The sequence below is a fragment of the Streptomyces sp. NPDC058001 genome (assembly GCF_042886315.1).
Lineage (GTDB): Bacteria > Actinomycetota > Actinomycetes > Streptomycetales > Streptomycetaceae > Streptomyces.
Window position 1 is genome coordinate 77,726 of sequence record NZ_JBHVQT010000003.1, and the last position, 17,564, is coordinate 95,289.

The following is a 17,564-nucleotide window of genomic DNA, read 5'->3' on the forward strand; positions in this document are numbered from 1 at the left end:
CGCCGTTGAGTTGAGCCCGCGCCCGTTCCCCTCGCGCTGTCATCCCGGGATCAGCGAACCACGGAGAAGAGCTGTCATGCCGCGCACTATCCATCTCGCCCTGCATCCGTACGGAGTCGGCGGCCCCGGCCAGCACGGTCTCTGGAAAGACCCACGCGTGGCGAAGAACGCCAGCATCGACATCACCTACTACATCGAGCAGGCCCAGGCGGCCGAGCACGCGCTCTTCGACGCCTTCTTCATCGTCGACAGCCAGTTCATCAACGCCACTTACCCCGCGCACTACCTCAACCGGCTGGAGCCACTGACCCTGTTGTCCGCCGTCGCCACGCATACCCGGCACATCGGCCTGGTCGGCACGGCGAGTTCGACGTACAACTCGCCGTTCAACCTCACCCGCAGGTTCGCGTCGCTCGACCACATCAGCGGTGGGCGCGCCGGCTGGAACGTGGTGACCAGCTTCGACACCGGTACCGCCAAGAACTACGGCCTGGACGAGCACCTCGACTACACCACCCGCTACGGCCGCGCCCTGGAGTTCGTCCAGGTCGCGCAGGGCCTGTGGGACTCCTACGAGGGCGACGCGTTCACCGCCGACGTGGAGCGGGACGTCTTCCTCGACCCGGACAAGCTGCACGCGCTCGACCATGTCGGGGAGCACTTCAAGGTCGCGGGGCCGCTCAACATCTCCCGCTCACCCCAGGGTTGGCCGGTCATCTTCCAGGCCGGGGTCTCCGACGAGGGCCGCGACCTGGCCGCACGGGTCGCCGAGGGTATCTACGCGCCGGGCGGCACCCTGGAGCAGGCGCGGGAGTACTACGCCGACATCAAGTCCCGCACCGCGTCCTATGGGCGTAACCCCGACCACATCAAGGTCTTCATCCACGGTGACCCGATCGTCGGCGCGACCGACGAGGCCGCGAGGCGTCGCGAACGGGAGATCTTCGAGGAGGACAACGACTTCGGGCGCAACCTCGCGCTCCTGGGCCGCTCGTTCGGCGCGTACGACTTCAGCGGGCACGACCTGGACGCGCCCTTCCCGGACGTCGCCCACCTCGCCGAGAAGGGCGGCCGGACGGGCGCCCAGAAGATCATCGAGCGGGCCGAGGCCGAGAATCTCACGCTGCGTCAGGTCGCCGACTCGGTCAACGCGTTCCGCCGCTCGCCGTTCGTCGGAGCACCGGAGACCGTTGCCGACACCATCGAGCAGTGGTTCGACGCCGGCGCGTTCGACGGCATCAACCTCGCTTTCCGGAACAACGACGACCTCGGCCTCTTCGTCGACGGTGTCGTACCGCTCCTCCAGAAGCGCGGCCTGTTCCGCACCGCGTACGAGTCCGACACCCTGCGCGGCAACCTCGGCCTCCCGATCCCCGAGAACCGCCACACCCGCGAACGCCGACAAACGAACGGCTGTTCCTGACTCCGCGCCGGACCTGGGCGGGAGTTGGCCGAACCGGCGCGCACGGCGCACCGGGTACGTCGCGGCAACACCGTTCGGACTCCGCGCGCCCTACCGATGGCCGGAGGACCGCCGTAATCATGAGCGGAGCGCAAGTGATCCAGGCGACTTCGCACACCTGCCCCTTGGCCAGGTGGACATGCGGCGGAAGGAGTCCACGTTGTTGCTTCTCATCTCCCCGGACAGTGTCGAGGAGGCCCTCGACTGCGCGAAGGCGGCCGAGCATCTCGACATCGTCGATGTCAAGAAGCCCGACGAGGGCTCGCTCGGCGCGAACTTCCCGTGGGTCATCAGAGAGATCCGCGACGCGGTCCCGGCGGACAAGCCGGTGTCCGCCACCGTGGGAGACGTGCCGTACAAGCCCGGCACGGTGGCCCAGGCGGCGCTCGGAGCGGCCGTCTCCGGAGCCACGTACATCAAGGTCGGCCTCTACGGATGCACGACGCCCGAGCAGGCCATCGATGTCATGCGAGGGGTCGTCCGGGCAGTGAAGGACTATCGGCCGGACGCGTTCGTCGTCGCCTCGGGCTACGCCGATGCCCACCGGATCGGCTGCGTCAACCCGCTTGCCCTGCCCGACATCGCCGTCCGCTCCGGCGCCGACGCGGCCATGCTCGACACCGCGGTCAAGGACGGGACACGGCTGTTCGACCACGTTCCGCCGGAGGTCTGCGCGGAGTTCGTCCAGCGGGCCCACGACTCCGATCTGCTCGCCGCCCTCGCGGGCAGCGTGAAGGTCGGAGACCTCGGCGCGCTGACCCGCATCGGCACGGACATCGTGGGAGTGCGCGGGGCGGTCTGCGAGGGCGGCGACCGCACCACCGGAAGGATTCAGCCGCACTTGGTGGCCGCCTTCCGTGCGGAGATGGACCGGCATGCCCGGGAACACACGGCTGCCGTCACCGCAGCGAGCTGATCGCCGGCATGGCGACACGCCCGCCCCATCGAGCCCCCGGAACCCTCGGCGAGCGCTTCGCCGTCCTCGATCCTGCGACCGGCTTGGCCTTCGAGGAGGCTCCCGACCAGCAGCCGGACGAGTTGGACGCCGTCGTCGGCCGGGCCCACGAGGCATGGCGCACCTGGCGGGCCGACCCCGTCGCCCGCGCCACCGCATTGCTCGCGGCAGCCGACGCCGTGGATACGGCGGCGACGGACATCGCCCCGCTTCTCACCCGTGAACAGGGCAAACCCCTTGTCGAGTCCTACGCGGAGATCGCCCGCACGGCGGCCCGCCTGCGCTACTTCGCCGAGCTACGACCCGAGCCCCGGCCCCTTAGGGACGGTCGGCCGGTACGCAGCGAGATCCGCTGGCGACCGCTCGGACCCGTCGCCGCGATCGTCCCGTGGAACTTTCCCCTTCAGCTCGCGTCGGCGAAGTTCGCGCCCGCGCTCGCAGCGGGCAACACGATGGTCCTCAAGCCCTCTCCCTTCACGCCCCTCGCCACCCGGCTGCTGGGCTCCGTCATGTCCACCGCCCTCCCCGAGGACGTACTGACGATCGTCACCGGTCAGGAACCCCTCGGCGCCCGCCTGGCCTCCCATCCGGGGATCCGCCACGTCACCTTCACCGGTTCGATTCCCACCGGACGGGCCGTCGCGGAGGGCGCGGCGGCCTCGCTCGCCCGAGTCACCCTGGAACTGGGTGGCAATGACGCCGCGATCCTGCTGGAGGACGTGGAGGTGGCGCGGATCGCGGACCGCCTGTTCTGGGCGGCGTTCCGCAACTGCGGCCAGGTCTGCATGGCGGTCAAGCGCGTCTACGCCCCGGCCCGGCTGCACTCCGAGGTGGTCGAGGCCCTCGCACAGCGCGCGAAGACCGTCGTCGTCGGAGCGGGACTCGACTCGGACACCCAGCTCGGCCCGGTCAACAACGCCCCCCAACTGGCCCGGGTCAAGCGCTACACGGACCAGGCCCTGGCCGACGGTGCCCGAGCCGTGGCCGGCGGCCACCGGCTGGACCGGCCGGGCTACTTCTACGCCCCGACGATCCTGACCGACGTCCCGCCCGACAGCCCGGTGGTGAGGGAGGAGCAGTTCGGTCCGGTCCTGCCGGTGCTGCCGTACGGAAGCCTGGACGAAGCCGTCGAGGCGGCCAACGACACCGGGTTCGGGCTGGGCGGCTCGGTATGGGGGACCGACCTCGACCGGGCCGAGGCGGTGGCCGACCGGCTGGAGTGCGGGACGGCGTGGATCAACCACCACGCCGAACTGTCCCTCGCCCAGCCCTTCGCGGGCATCAAAGAGAGCGGTGTCGGCGTCGCGGGCGGGCCGTGGGGGCTCTACGGAAACCTCAGGCCGTTCGTCGTGCACCGGCCTGAGGAGGCGTGACGATGAGGTTCGACGCGGCGGTACTGCGCTCGTCCGAGAGCCGATTCACCGTCGAGGAGGTGATCCTGAACGCGGGGCCGGCCGACGGCGAGATCCTGGTCAGGATCGCGGGCTGCGGGATGTGCCGGACCGATCTCGCGGTCCGGCGTTCGGGCAGCTCACCGCTACCGGCGGTGCTCGGCCACGAGGGCGCCGGAGTCGTGGTGGAGACGGGCGGCCCGCACACCGGCCTGAGCAACGGCGACCACGTTGTGCTGAGCTTCGACTCCTGCGGACAGTGCCGGAACTGTCTGGGCGCCGCCCCCGCCTACTGCGACTCCTTCGCCTCGCTCAACCTCTTCGGAGGGCGAACGGAGAAGGCCGCGCGGTTCACCGACGCGGCCGGCGGCGAACTGGCTCCCCGGTGGTTCGGCCAGTCCTCGTTCGCCGAGTACGCGATGGTGCCGGCCCGCAACGCCGTCCGGGTCGATCCCTCGCTGCCCGTCGACCTGCTCGGACCGCTCGGCTGCGGCTTCCTCACCGGCGCCGGAGCGGTCCTCAGCTCCTTCGGCGTCGGGCCCGGTGACACCCTCGCGGTCTTCGGCGCGGGAGCGGTGGGCCTGGCCGCGGTGATGGCGGCCGGTGCCTCCGGAGCGGTGACCGTCGCCGTCGACCGATACCCCGAACGACTGGCCATCGCCGAGCGGTACGGCGCGATCCCGCTGCACGCCGCGTCGACCGACCTGGCAGGGCGCATCCAGCGGCTGACCGACGGCGGCGCGCGATACGCGCTGGACACCACGGCCTCCGCCCAGTTGATCAACGACGCGCTCAGGGGCCTGCGCCCGACCGGCCACCTCGGCCTGGTGGCACGGCTCCACACCGCGCTGCCGCTCGAACCGGGGGCACTGGACCGGGGCAGGAGAATCACCCACATCTGCGAGGGGGACGCGGTGCCGGGACTGATGATTCCGCGGCTGATCGCGCTGTGGCAGGCCGGGCGGTTCCCCTTCGACGAGCTGATCCGTACGTACCCACTCGCCGCCATCAACGAGGCAGAACGCGACTGCGACGCGGGTCGCGTGGTCAAACCCGTTCTGCTCCCGGGGGAGAGCCGCCGGTGAGCGCGTCCTGAGGCACGGCGCCGGTGCGGTGGCGCAGTGCGTCCACCGTTGACCCACCCTTTCGTTTTCATTCCTCGCTGTTCGTGGTCTCAACTCGCCCAAGGAGGGCACGTGGTCGGCAGCACAACGCCTCGTCACACCGGCGTGGAAGGCGTGGAAGGAGGTATAGGCGTGACCGCTCTCCTCGTCGCCGCGGCACGCGCGATCGAGACCCACCGCCACGACACCCTGGCACGGGACCTCTACGCGGAGCACTTCGTGCTCGCCGCACCGGCGTCCGCCGACTGGCCGGTCCGCATACAACAGGTTCCGGACGGCGACGCGAACCCGCTGTGGGGGCGCTTCGCGCGGTACTTCGGTCTGCGGACGAGGGTCCTCGACGATTTCCTCCTCCAGTCGGTGCACAAGGGAGGCGCCCGCCAAGTGGTCCTGCTCGGGGCGGGATTGGATGCGCGGGCGTTCCGGCTCGACTGGCCTCCCGGCTGTGTGATCTTCGAGATCGACAGGGAAGGCGTACTGGCGTTCAAGCACAAGGTGCTCGACGGATTGTCGGCCACCCCGAAGGCAGCCCGCGTACCCGTACCGATCGATCTGCGCGGGGACTGGGTCGGCGCGCTCGCCGACGCCGGCTTCGACAGGGCCGCACCGAGCGTCTGGCTGGCCGAGGGGCTGCTGTTCTATCTGCCCGCCGTCGCCGAGACATACCTCATCGACACGGTGGAGCGGTTGAGTACCGGGGGAAGCGCTTTGGCGTTCGAGGTCAAGCTCGAAAAGGACTTGCTCGAATACCGCGACAGCCCGCTCTACACCTCGACCACACGCCAGATAGGCATCGACCTGCTCACCCTGTTCGACAGGGGTCCGCGACCCGACTCCGCCGGTGATCTGGCGAGAAAGGGCTGGTCCGTATCGGTCCACACCCCCTTCGATTTCACCCGCCATCACGGACGCGGCCCGCTGCCCGAGCAGAACGACGCGCTGGCGGGCAACAGGTGGGTGTTCGCGAACAAGCCCCGACCGTAACGCCGCCGCGCCATGTCGGCCTGGTGGGTTCCCTCGCGGACAAGTGCCGCGAATCGATCCCGCTGTCGATGAATGCCGCCCAGGTGGGGCGGGCGCCACAACCTTTTGCCGGGCTTGGCGGTCAAGGTGAACGACCGACGTACGGTAGGCCAACTGCCGGGGCGCCCTGCTGTGCTGTGGCTGCCCGGCGACATGACGTCCTGGAGAAGACACCGATGTCCCACCGCACCCGCCGGGCCGTTGCCCTACCCCGTCGTCTCAAGGCCGTGAAAGGTGGCGTCAAAGGTGGCGTGAAAGGTGCCCCCGTCGCCGCGGTGGCCACCCTGCTGACCGCCTCCCTGGCGGTGTCCGGCGGTCTCGCCGCACCGGCCACCGCCCAGAACGCCAAGGCGCCTGTCGACTTCAACGGTGACGGTTACGCGGATCTCGCCGTCACCGCGCCCGGTGGCACCGTCTCGGGTCTCATCGAGGCGGGCTACATCGCGATCCTTTACGGATCCGCGGCCGGTACCGACACCGCGCACCCGAAACTGCTCACTCGGGCGACGTCGGGCGTGCCGGGTGACGTCGAGAAGTACGGCGCCTTCGGCCGCACCACGGCGGTCGGTGATCTCGACGGCGACGGCTACACCGATCTCGTGGTGGGCGACTTCGCCGCCCCGACGGTGCTCTGGGGCTCCGCGAAGGGCCTGAGCAAAGGCACCGCGCTTCCGACGCCCACCTCGACCGTCGTGGCGGGCGACATCAACGGCGACGGTCACACCGACCTCGTCGTCAAGAGCGACGAGGGCCTCCAGGTGCGCTTCGGCCCCTTCTCCCGCACCGGAGTTCCCGCCTCCACCCAGACCCTCCCCTTCACGGAAGGGGACCACCCGCAGGCCATCGCCGTGGGTGACATGACGGGCGACGGCGCCGACGACATCGTCACGACCCACAGCTTCGACGACACCCCGGGCAAGTCCCGTTTCTGGGCGGGCGGGAAGAACGGCCTCAGCCAGACCTCCAAGTCCACCGGCCACATCACGACAGGCGGGGTCGTCGCCGACGTGAACGGGGACGGATACGGCGACCTCATCGCCATGCAGGTCGACCAGGTCTCGGAGGACCGTGACTACGACGCCGGCACGATCCGGGTGGTCTACGGTTCGGCGTCCGGTCCCTCCACGCGTACGGCGAAGATCACCCAGGAGACACCGGGCGTACCCGGGGTGAGCGAGTGGGGCGACCACGACGTCAACTCCGGTGACCTGTTCGGCTATTCGCTGGCCACCGGGGACGTCAACGGCGACGGCTACCCGGATGTCGCCGTGGGCGTACCCGGCGAGGACATCGGCTCGATCCGCGACGCGGGCGCCGTCGTCCTGCTCAAGGGCGGCGCGGCGGGTCTCACCGGCAAGGGCGCGCAAGCCTTCCACCAGTCGACCCGGGGCGTGCCCGGCAAGTCCGAGAAGGGCGACTACTTCGGCCGGACCGTGCTCCTCGCCGACGTCAACGCCAACAACCGCGCGGACCTGGTGGTGGCCACCCCCTACGAGGACGGGGTCTACGCGGACTCGGGCGCCGTATGGGTGCTGCGTGGCTCCAAGTCCGGCCTGACGACCACCAACATCACCTCGTTCGGCCCGCGCACGCTGGGCGCACCGGAGAAGGAAGCGCGGTTCGGGGACGACTTGGCACGGTAGGGGCTGTTCTTCTCGGGCCTCCCACGGGGCGGTGCCGCTACGTGTTGAACATCAAGTCGAGTTCACGGAGTCGGAGGACATGGAGTCGGAGGACATGGCCATCTCCCGGCGCCCGTGGTAGCTACTCAACTCGATGCGACCACGGGCGACTTCCCCGCGAGAAAGCGAGAATCACATGTCCATCCCCACCCCCCATCCGATCACCGGCGTGCGGTCGGTCGCGATCGCGGTCGAGGAGCTGCCGGTCGCGAGGGGTTTCTACCGGGACCTCTGGCAGTTGGACCTCGTCACCGAGGAGCAGGGCAGGAGCTACTTCGGGTCCGGATGCCCGAGCAACTACATCATCAAACTGCGCCAGAACAACGCCGCCGGCATCGAACTCACCACATTCGATGTCCGGGACCGGGCCGGGGTGGACCTGCTGTACGAGAGTGTCGCGCGCAGCGGCACGAAGGTCATTCGCGAACCCGGTGACCGTGCTGACCTCGGTGGCGGCTACTCGTGTGTCTTCTTCGACTGCGACGGCCGACCCGTCGAACTCGCCACCGAGGTCGAACAGCGCGCCCACCGCCCGGTCGAGCGCGGCGAGTCGAGACCGAAGTCCATCAGCCACGCCGCCTTCAACACCACGAACGTGAACCGGACCATCGCCTGGTACGGCAAGTTTCTGGGCTTCAAGATCTCGGACTGGGTCGAGGACTTCTTCTGTTTCCTACGCACCGGAAGCGCGCACCACATCCTGGCGTTCTCCCAGTCGAAGCACACGAGCCTGAACCATGTGTCCTTCGAACTCAACGGCATCGACGAGTTCATGCGCGGAACGGGACGACTGATGCGCGCCGGCTTCCAGCCCCTGTGGGGCCCCGGCCGACACGGTGCCGGAGACAACACCTACTCGTACTTCCAGGAACCGTCGAGCGGATTCGTCATGGAGTACACGACCGAGCTGATCCAGATCGACGAAGACCACGGCTGGACACCCAAGGTATGGGGCACCACCCCCGAGGAACACGACCAGTGGGGGACAGCCAACGCCTACGACGAACTGGTCCTCGCGGGATTGACACCCGCGACCGATCCCGTGCTGTGGACACCACCGAGCGTGTGACAGTCCGGCGGGGAGTCTCACGCGCTAAAAACGGTCGCGTGGGGCCGGGTTGATCTCTACGGTGTGACGGCGTACGAGGTTCGGACGGACCCACGCCTGATGGCGGTCAGGGAGTTGCCATGTTTCCGCGGATGAAGCTCACGGCGATCACGCTCGACTGTGTCGATCCGGAGGCGCTGGCGGCGTTCTATCAGGAGGCCACCGGGTTTGAGCCGCACCCGAAGTCCGACGGTGACTTCGCCGGTCTCACTCGCGGGGACGGGCTACTGATCGGCTTCCAACGCGTCGACGACTACCGGGCCCCGCGCTGGCCCGAACAGACCGTGCCCCAGCAGATCCACCTCGACTTCGCGGTCGACGACCTGGACGAGGCCGAGGCGCTGCTGCTGGAGTTGGGCGCGAGCAAGCCGGAGTACCAACCGAACGAGGGCAGATGGCGGGTCCTCATTGATCCGGCGGGGCATCCGTTTTGCCTGACACTGTCCAGAGGCTGACGGCGAACGCGGGGCTCAGTCGGGGGTTCAGTAGCGGTGTCCGGGCCAGTGCGGGTCCTCCCAGCGGTCGAGGTCGGTGACGCCGAGCAGTCGTATCCGGTGGAGCAGCTCTTCGGGTGCGCCCTGGGCCCGGAGTCGGGCGGGGGTATGGCGCAGCAGCCATGCCGTCAGCTCGGTGCGCAGGTCTTCCTCGCTGTGCCAGGTGTCCCACGGGAGTTGGTCTCCCAGAAGGTCGTATTCCCAGTGGGTCGCGGCTTCGGTGAGGTGCTGATCGGCCGTGGGGTGAGACTGGGTCTCCCAGGTGTGGAGCCAGGGGCCGAGCGTGCCGGATGCCTCGGCGCACGTGGCGAGGACCTCGTACGCGGGCACCGTGGGCGCCGGATCGGTGAGGGTGTGGGCCCACCAGGCGTCCAGGAACTCGCGTACGGCCGCAGCCTGTTCGGCGGGCCACTGCTCCCACTTCGCGCAGTGGAAGGTGCGTCCGACTTCCTCCATACCGAAGAGCGCCTCGATGCGGCCGGCGGTGAGGGCCTTGGAGAATTGGGGCAGGATCCGGCGGAGCACAGCACCCTTGTAGGTCCAGTCGGTGGCCTCCCAGGTTCGAGCCAGGAGGTCAGGGTCCAGCTCTGTGTCCGGCACCTTCAGTTGCCCGAGGTCTTCCGCGCTGCCCCAGTGGCACTCGCAGTTGGTCTCGTCGGGGTGGGCCGTCATCCCACGGAAGACAGCAGCGAGGTTGTCCAGCGCGGCGTCCAGCCGAAGTCGCGCGGGGGTCCGGGCGAGGTGCGTCATGGGCATGGCCTTCGGGGACTCCGGGGGCTTACGCCGACCGAAGATCGCTACCTTACAGGGCGGGGTGGCGGGACTCCACTCCGATGCGGTGGGATGCCTCGCATGATGCCAAGTCGGGGCGCATGGACTGCCGTTCGGGGCGGGACGCGCCGTCATCGTCTCGCCCTGGCGACCACTCCCGGCGCGGTCAGGTGATGGAGCGATTCCGGGCGTCTGCCGGGCAGTTGGCCTCGGACAAGCTCGCGGAGCGGCTGGGAGCCGTTTAACGGGTTGGAACACGTCATGGCCGAGTCGCCCGGAGACCACAACACCGTGGTGGGGCTGCTCGCGGCGTTCATCCGCGAGAACACCGCACTCGACACCCGACGGATCCCGGAATCCAGCCCTCCGGAGCAGGGGATGCGGGAGCCGGTTCCCGCATGGGGAACCGAACCGCCGGCGGACATCCGAGCCGCGATGGACGTTCTCGCCCGCCGGCCCGATCGAGCCGAGCCGCGCCGCGTCGACCTCCGGTCCACCACCCTCGTCGGACTCATCGTCCGCCGTATCGACTTCGACGCGCCGCCCCGGCTGTCACGGATGTACTTCACCTGGGCGGATCTCCGACTGCCCCCGGAACTCGCCGACGACCCCTGGGTCATGGCCCGGCCGGAGGACTGCCTCGCGTGGCGGGACCGGCACGCCCCGCATGAGCGCGTGCCGCCACCACCGCCGACCCTTCGCCGCGAACCCTGACCCACGCCTGACCGACCGCTGACCCACCCCTGACCCGGTCCCCGCGCCGGCGTCGACCGCCGTGTCACGGACACCCGTAGAAGCCCTGTCTCGGCCCACCGCATCGCCTCTGACCTGCCATTTTCCCCGGCCGTGCAGCCGCTCACGTGCCGCTACGTGCCGCTCCCGGTAACCCCCACCCCCCGTCGGCCCGGCACCACGGTGAACAGGTGCCTCTTACGTATGTGCTCCTTACAATGGAAAGTGCATCCGTGTGACTCGGATGACAGGAGGAAGCGCAGATGAGCACTACAGCCACGACTCCTGGCCCCACGATCGCCGATCCAGGCCCGCTCGGTCTCGCCGGCTTCGCCGCCACCACATTCGTTCTCAGTACGTTCAACGCCGGCCTCATCAGCGACCTGAGACTGAGCGCCGTCGTCCTCCCGCTGGCCCTTTTCTACGGTGGCATCGCGCAACTGCTGGCCGGCATGTGGGAGTTCCGCAGGGGCAACACCTTCGCCGCCACGGCCTTCAGCTCCTTCGCCGCCTTCTGGCTGGCGTACGCCGCGTTCGCCAGGTTCGTCGCGGGCGGCCTGCCGCTGTCCACCGCACACCAGGCGGTCGGTCTGTTCCTGCTGGTCTGGGCGATCTTCACGGTCTACATGACGGTCGCCGCGACGCGCACGACAGGAGCGGTGCTGGCCGTGTTCGTCACCCTGTCGGCGACGTTCATCGTGCTGTGCATCGGCGCCTTCGCCCAGTCGCCCGACGTCACCAAGGCCGGCGGCTGGCTCGGCCTGTTGACAGCGGTCTGCGCCTGGTACGCGTCGTTCGCGGAGGTCACCAACTCCACCTGGCACCGGACGGTGCTGCCGGTCTTCCCGAACGTCGGTAAGCACCTGATGCCGCACCGCACCCACCACCACGGCGGCCCGGTCGCCGGAGCACACACATGAGTGACACCGGTGGCGAGACACTCTCCAACCTGCTGCGCGAGGAGCGGCGCTTCCCGCCGCCTCCCGAGCTGGCCGCCACGGCCAACGCCACGGCAGCGGACTACGAACGGGCCGACACCGACCGCCTCGCGTTCTGGGCCGCGCAAGCGGCCCGGCTGGACTGGGAGCGGCCGTGGACCGAGGTACTGGACCTGAGCCGCGCCCCGTTCTTCCGCTGGTTCACCGGCGGACGGCTCAACGCGGCGTACAACTGTCTGGACCGGCACGTGGCGGCCGGCCACGGCGAACGGGTCGCGTTCCACTGGGAGGGCGAGCCGGGCGACACCCGCACGATCACCTACGCCGAGCTGACGGCGGAGGTCTGCCGGGCGGCCAACGCGCTGGAGACACTCGGTGTCCGGCCCGGCGACCGGGTGGCCATCTACATGCCGATGATCCCGGAGACGGTGGTGGCCATGCTGGCCTGCGCCCGCATCGGCGCCCCGCACACCGTGGTCTTCGGCGGCTTCTCCGCCGAGGCACTGCGCGGCCGGATCCTGGACTGCGACGCCCGAGTGGTGATCACGGCGGACGGTGGCTACCGCAAGGGTGCCGCCTCTCCGCTGAAGCCCGCGGTGGACGAAGCGCTGCGCGAGTGCCCGGATGTGCGCAGCGTGCTGGTGGTGCGGCGTACCGGAGGGGAGACCGGCTGGACGGAGGGCCGGGACGTGTGGTGGCACGACCTGGTGGCCGGCCAGCCGTCCGAGCACGAGGCCCAGGCGTTCGACAGCGAACACCCGCTGTACATCATGTACACCTCCGGCACCACGGCCCGCCCCAAGGGCATCCTGCACACCACAGGTGGCTATCTGACCCAGGTGGCCTGGACACAGTGGGCGGTGTTCGACGTCAAGCCGGAGCGGGACGTGTTCTGGACGGCGGCGGACATCGGCTGGGTCACCGGCCACTCGTACATTGTCTACGGGCCCCTCGCCAACGGCGTCACCTCCGTGCTGTACGAAGGGACGCCGGACACCCCGCACCGGGGCCGCTGGTGGGAGACCGTCGAGAAGTACGGCGTGACGATCCTCTACTGCGCCCCGACCGCCATCCGCACGTTCATGAAGTGGGGCGGCGAGATCCCCGCCGAGTTCGACCTGTCCACGCTGCGGCTGCTGGGCTCGGTCGGCGAGCCCATCAACCCCGAGGCGTGGATCTGGTACCGGCACCACATCGGAGGGGACCGCTGCCCCGTGGTGGACACCTGGTGGCAGACGGAGACCGGCGCGCAGCTGATCAGTCCCTTGCCGGGGGTGAGTGTCTGCAAGCCCGGCTCGGCGTTGCGCCCGCTGCCCGGCATCCGGGCCGAGGTCGTAGACGACGCGGGCAAGCCCGTACCCAACGGCTCCGGTGGATATCTGGTGCTCACCGATCCATGGCCGGCGATGCTGCGCACCATCTGGGGCGACGACCAACGCTACGTCGACACGTACTGGTCCCGTTTCCCCGGCATCTACTTCGCGGGGGACGGCGCGAAGAAGGACGAGGACGGCGACATCTGGTTGCTGGGCCGGGTCGACGACGTCATGAACGTCTCGGGGCACCGCATCTCCACCACCGAGGTCGAGTCCGCTCTCGTCTCCCACCCGCTGGTCGCGGAGGCCGCCGTGGTCGGCGCCAGCGATACGACGACCGGGCAGGGCGTCGTGGCCTTCGTCATCCTGCGCGGAGAGGCCGGGCGGACGCAGCCGGAGTCGGCCGGGCCGGAGGAGTTGGCAGCCGAGTTGCGCGGGCACGTCGCCAAGGAGATCGGGCCGATCGCCCGGCCCCGGCAGATCCTGATCGTCGCCGAACTCCCCAAGACCCGCTCCGGGAAGATCATGCGGCGCCTGCTGCGGGACATCGCCGAGCACCGCGACCTGGGCGACGTGACCACACTCACCGACTCGTCGGTCATGGACGCGATCCGCGAACGACTGCCGAGTGCCGGGGCCGCGGAGGACGAGGAGACGTAGAGGAGGGGGGGAGCCCGGACAGGGGTGGGGCACTGAGCAGGCGACGTGGCCCTGTCACTCTGCTGCCCGTGCTGGAGGGCAGAGCGGACGTCGGCGGGTGAGTGTGAGGCGACAGCCTTCCCCGAGCAGAAGCGAGATCTCTCATGGCTGTTTCACCTCCTTCCCCCCGTATGCCGCGCCGCCGAATAGCCCGCGCGGGCGCTCTGTCCCTGTCGCTGACCGCGGCCGTGCTCGCGTCCGGCCCGGCCATCGCCGGCGGCGACTTCTCCGGAGCCGACAACCCCGAACCGAGTACGCGGGGCGTCAAGCCCACCGTGGTCCTGGTCCACGGCGCGTTCGCGGACGCGTCCGGCTGGAACGGCGTGGTCGAGCGACTCCAGCGCCAGGGCTATCCGGTCCTCGCACCGCCGAACCCGCTGCGTGGCGTGTTGAGCGACTCCGCGTACGTCGCCTCGATCCTCAAGAGCGTCAAGGGCCCGATCGTCCTCGCCGGCCACTCCTACGGCGGCGCGGTCATCAGCCAGGCCGCGGCCGGGAACAAGAACGTGAAGGCCCTGGTGTATGTGTCGGCGTTCATGCCGGACGTGGGCGAGAGCCCCGCCGCCCTGTCGGCGAAATTCAAGGGCAGCGAACTCGCCCCCGCGCTGAACCCGATTCCCTACACCGACGGGACCACGAGCGGGTCGGACCTGTACATCAAGACCGACAAGTTCCACGCCGTGTTCGCCGCCGACCTCCCCAAGGCACAAACTCGATTGATGGCCGTCGGGCAACGCCCCGTCGCAGCCGCGGGGTTCGCGCAGAACGCGACCAAAGCCGCGTGGAAGACGATCCCTTCGTGGTTCATCGTCGCCAAGAACGACAAGGCCATCGCGCCCGACCTGGAGCGCTTCGAGGCCAAGCGCGCCAAATCCCACACCGTCGAGGTGGCTTCCTCGCACGTCGCGATGATCTCCCACCCGGACCTGGTCGCCAACCAGATCAGGGCCGCCGCCCAGGCCACAGCCAAGTAGCACCGCCCCTTGCCCGCGGGCCCGACCACCGGGCCGGCGGGCAAGACGCCATCGCGTCAGACCGGGTCGGCGCACCGGTGACAGAGGCTCAGTCGACAGAGGCGGCGTCCCGTCGGGTCAACGCGAGGTGCAGGTCGATGCTCCGGGCGAGAGCCAACGCGTCCTGGGGATCGTCGGCCCGGAAGCTGACGCGACGGAGCAGGCCGACCCGGTTGAGCGCGATGCCGTCGCGGGCGAGAACGAAGACGAGGGTGAGGAAGGCGGACCGGGCGTTGCCGTCGTCGAAGGGGTGGAAGAAGCAGACGTCGAGATAAGCGCGTGCCGCGCGTGCGGACACGGGGAGGGGACGCACGCCGTCCCTCGCGCTCTCGGCCAGGCAGGCATCGAGGCGGGCGCGGGTGTCCGGGCCGATGCCGTACCGTTCCCGGCCCCCCTTGGCGAAGGCGGGCAAGCTGCGGAACGGCGGCGGCTTGGCCGTGCCCAGGACGAACTGCTGCCAGCGGCCGAGGAGTTCGAAGTCGAGGGACGCGCCCCGCGCCGCGTCGGCCCGTACCAGCTCCAGAGCGGCGAGCAGGCCCTCCGCGCGGGCCGGGTCCAGGGCGCCGTCGAAGGTCCGGAAGTCCTCCGCCGCGCCGTCACACGACGGGGTCACCGGGCCGTCCGGACCTCCATCCGTGCCTCCGTCCGCGCTTCCGTCAGGGCCCTCACGCCATGGCACGGTCCCGCGCACCGCGAGCCAGCGCTCCAGATGGTCCGGCGCCGACTCGACGGCCCGTACACCGTCGTCCGGCCTAAGAGACAGCGCGAGCCGCTCCGCGATGTCGTCGACCAGTGCCGTGTCGGGGCCGGTCCAGCTGTGGAACCGCCCGCCGATCGCCTCGTCGACCAGGTCCTCCGCGACATCGGCCGCGACTCCCCAGCGGCTGAGGAACCAGGTGAGTACCTGAGCGCAGTGCCGCTGCCAGCCGCTGCCGCAACCCGTGCGGTCGGTCACCTGAAGGATCAAGTTTCGGGCGCTGCGGTCCCACAGGATCCGCTGGTCCTCGACCGTGGACAGTTCCAGTGGGTACGCCTCGAACCATCCGTGGAGGGTCTCCAGCCACTCGCGCCACTCGCACAGCGCCGCTATGACACGCGGGAGCGTCTCCTCAGGGGTGGTGATCGAGTCCCGCGGGCAGCACCAGTGCCCGACCGGTCCGCCGTCGAAGTCCCCTTCGTCGTGGTTCCAGCGCCACCCTATGGCCCACCGGCCGTAGCGCTGGACGAGAGCATGCGACATGGCGTTGGCCCAGGGCTCGGCCACGCCCTGGCTCCAGTCACTCATCTTCAAGTCCGCGGGATGGACATCGGGGCGGTACGGCACACACTGAGCAGGGCCCAGCGAGCGCACCACCTCCGTTGCCGCCGTGCTGTCGAAGGGGTAGCGGGTGGGGTCCACGTCGTCCCAGCTCAGATAGACGGGAGCCAGCACAGGAATCACCGCGTCAGCCTGCCACGCGCACCCGGTGCCGGTTCAAGTGAATTACCGCTCCACCGCCGACCGTTGACAGAGCCGCACTGCACTGTGCAGCGTCAGGACCTCCGTTGGTTACTGCCGGGCCACGGCCTCCCGGGTGGCGCCGGCTGCCTCAGGCCGGTGGGGGAGCGGTCGTGCGGCGCGGTACGAGTGTGGGGGCGAGCTTGACCTGGGCCGACGGTCTGCCGCGGTCGGCGATCCGGTCGAGCAGCAGGCGCGCGGCATGAGCCCCTATGTGGGTGCCCGCCTGGTCGACGCTGGTGAGCGAGACCGGGACGAGGGCGGCCAGTGAGGTGTTGTCGTATCCCGCGACGGAGATGTCCTGGGGGATCGACAGGCCGGCCTCGTCCACCGCCTGGATCACGCCCATGGCCACGACATCCGCGCCGGCGAAGATGGCGGTGGGGAGGCGGGGCCGGTCGAGCAACAGCCGTGCACCGAGGTATCCGCCCTCCTGGGTGTAGGTGGTGGACACGATGTCGATCTCGTCCGCCAGGCCGTGGGCCGCCATGGCCTCCCGGTAGCCGTCGGCCCGTACGGCGTTGGACATCTCCGCCAGCCGGTCGGGGTCGGTCTCGGCATGGTCGATGTGGGCGATCCGGCGGTGTCCGAGACCGGCGAGGTGGCCGACGACGAGGGCGGCGCCCGCGATGTCGTCGGCGGCCACCGAGTCGTAGGAGGCGGAGCGCCCGTGCCGGCCGACGATCACGGTCGGCACCGCGGCGGCGACATGTTCGAGGTGGGAGCGCGACGAGACGGGAGCGACCAGGATCATGCCGTCCATCCCGCGGTCGATCATCGCCTCGGTCATCCGGGCCTCGGCCTGCTCGTCGTTGCACCCGCCCGGCCCCATCAGAACCTGGTAGTCGGTGTCCCGCAGCGCTTCGGTCAACCCGTCGATGATGTCCGGGAAGAACGGGTTGCGGATGTCCGGCAGCATCACGCCGATCGTGTACGTCTGGCCGCGCATGCCCCGGGCCGCCGCGTACGGCCGATAGCCCAGTTCGGCCATGGCCTTTCGCACCTTGGCCCGCGTCGCCGGGCTGGCCCCGTACGCGTTGCGCAGCACCTTGGACACCGTGGTGGTCGAGACCTCGGCGTGCCGCGCCACGTCGACGATGGTGACGCGTCGGGACTGTCCTCCCGGCTCCATCTGCCTTTTCCTCCCGCAATGTTCCCGAGTATCGCCTTCTGGTCCCACATCACGCAGGGAACGTTGCCCCAGAGTGTAGATGCCCGCAGGTCGCCCGCCGCCAGTAACTGACCTGCATTGCCCGCGACATATTGACGTCACCTCGCGGCGCTCCTAAAGTCTGCCGCACCGTTTTGGGGAACGTTCCCCATCGTGTTGCGCATGGCATTGAAACGTTACAACCGGT

Annotated in this window: 15 protein-coding genes; 12 read left to right on the forward strand and 3 right to left on the reverse strand. The window is 69.6% G+C overall.

Annotated features, from left to right (window positions below; genetic code table 11):
• Positions 1-76 precede the first annotated feature (76 nt).
• From ACFVT5_RS06920 to ACFVT5_RS06955, 8 genes are all read left to right on the forward strand, one after another.
• The gene (locus tag ACFVT5_RS06920; RefSeq protein WP_389882257.1) at positions 77-1,423 is read left to right on the forward strand and encodes an LLM class flavin-dependent oxidoreductase; all 1,347 of its coding nucleotides are present in this window, start codon (positions 77-79) and stop codon (positions 1,421-1,423) included.
• A gap of 178 nt (positions 1,424-1,601) precedes the next feature.
• The gene (locus tag ACFVT5_RS06925) at positions 1,602-2,378 is read left to right on the forward strand and encodes a (5-formylfuran-3-yl)methyl phosphate synthase (protein WP_389882259.1); all 777 of its coding nucleotides are present in this window, start codon (positions 1,602-1,604) and stop codon (positions 2,376-2,378) included.
• A gap of 8 nt (positions 2,379-2,386) precedes the next feature.
• Positions 2,387-3,790 (forward strand): aldehyde dehydrogenase family protein, encoded by a 1,404-nt coding sequence (locus ACFVT5_RS06930; RefSeq protein ID WP_389882261.1) that lies wholly within the window; start codon positions 2,387-2,389, stop codon positions 3,788-3,790.
• 2 nt (positions 3,791-3,792) lie between these two features.
• Positions 3,793-4,893 (forward strand): NAD(P)-dependent alcohol dehydrogenase, encoded by a 1,101-nt coding sequence (locus tag ACFVT5_RS06935; protein ID WP_389882263.1) that lies wholly within the window; start codon positions 3,793-3,795, stop codon positions 4,891-4,893.
• 111 nt (positions 4,894-5,004) lie between these two features.
• Positions 5,005-5,916 (forward strand): class I SAM-dependent methyltransferase, encoded by a 912-nt coding sequence (locus ACFVT5_RS06940; RefSeq protein ID WP_389882265.1) that lies wholly within the window; start codon positions 5,005-5,007, stop codon positions 5,914-5,916.
• Between the two features lie 290 nt (positions 5,917-6,206).
• The gene (locus tag ACFVT5_RS06945) at positions 6,207-7,598 is read left to right on the forward strand and encodes an FG-GAP and VCBS repeat-containing protein (RefSeq protein ID WP_389882267.1); all 1,392 of its coding nucleotides are present in this window, start codon (positions 6,207-6,209) and stop codon (positions 7,596-7,598) included.
• 175 nt (positions 7,599-7,773) lie between these two features.
• The gene (locus ACFVT5_RS06950) at positions 7,774-8,706 is read left to right on the forward strand and encodes a VOC family protein (RefSeq protein WP_389882269.1); all 933 of its coding nucleotides are present in this window, start codon (positions 7,774-7,776) and stop codon (positions 8,704-8,706) included.
• A gap of 119 nt (positions 8,707-8,825) precedes the next feature.
• The gene (locus ACFVT5_RS06955) at positions 8,826-9,200 is read left to right on the forward strand and encodes a VOC family protein (RefSeq protein ID WP_389882271.1); all 375 of its coding nucleotides are present in this window, start codon (positions 8,826-8,828) and stop codon (positions 9,198-9,200) included.
• Positions 9,201-9,227: 27 nt separating this feature from the next.
• Here ACFVT5_RS06955 and ACFVT5_RS06960 read toward each other — a convergent pair whose 3' ends face one another.
• Positions 9,228-9,989 (reverse strand): hypothetical protein, encoded by a 762-nt coding sequence (locus ACFVT5_RS06960; protein ID WP_389882273.1) that lies wholly within the window; start codon positions 9,987-9,989, stop codon positions 9,228-9,230.
• A gap of 282 nt (positions 9,990-10,271) precedes the next feature.
• Here ACFVT5_RS06960 and ACFVT5_RS06965 point away from each other — a divergent pair, with 282 nt between their 5' ends.
• From ACFVT5_RS06965 to ACFVT5_RS06980, 4 genes are all read left to right on the forward strand, one after another.
• Complete coding sequence (locus tag ACFVT5_RS06965; protein WP_389882275.1) at positions 10,272-10,724, forward strand: hypothetical protein; 453 nt, start codon at positions 10,272-10,274, stop codon at positions 10,722-10,724.
• Between the two features lie 281 nt (positions 10,725-11,005).
• Positions 11,006-11,662: an acetate uptake transporter gene (locus ACFVT5_RS06970; protein WP_389882277.1), complete on the forward strand. Its 657-nt coding sequence runs from the start codon at positions 11,006-11,008 to the stop codon at positions 11,660-11,662.
• A complete protein-coding gene (acs, locus tag ACFVT5_RS06975; RefSeq protein WP_389882279.1) occupies positions 11,659-13,656 on the forward strand; it encodes an acetate--CoA ligase in 1,998 nt (665 codons plus the stop codon). Before ACFVT5_RS06970 ends, acs begins: the two co-directional genes overlap by 4 nt.
• Before the next feature lie 143 nt (positions 13,657-13,799).
• Positions 13,800-14,669 carry an alpha/beta fold hydrolase gene (locus ACFVT5_RS06980; protein ID WP_389882281.1) on the forward strand — a complete coding sequence of 290 codons (870 nt, stop codon included), beginning with the start codon at positions 13,800-13,802 and terminating at the stop codon, positions 14,667-14,669.
• 88 nt (positions 14,670-14,757) lie between these two features.
• On the opposite strand, the gene ACFVT5_RS06985 is transcribed toward ACFVT5_RS06980, so the two are convergent.
• Complete coding sequence (locus ACFVT5_RS06985) at positions 14,758-16,149, reverse strand: cell filamentation protein Fic (RefSeq protein ID WP_389882283.1); 1,392 nt, start codon at positions 16,147-16,149, stop codon at positions 14,758-14,760.
• A 148-nt stretch (positions 16,150-16,297) separates the two neighbouring features.
• Positions 16,298-17,338 (reverse strand): LacI family DNA-binding transcriptional regulator, encoded by a 1,041-nt coding sequence (locus ACFVT5_RS06990; protein ID WP_389882285.1) that lies wholly within the window; start codon positions 17,336-17,338, stop codon positions 16,298-16,300.
• Positions 17,339-17,564 lie beyond the last annotated feature (226 nt).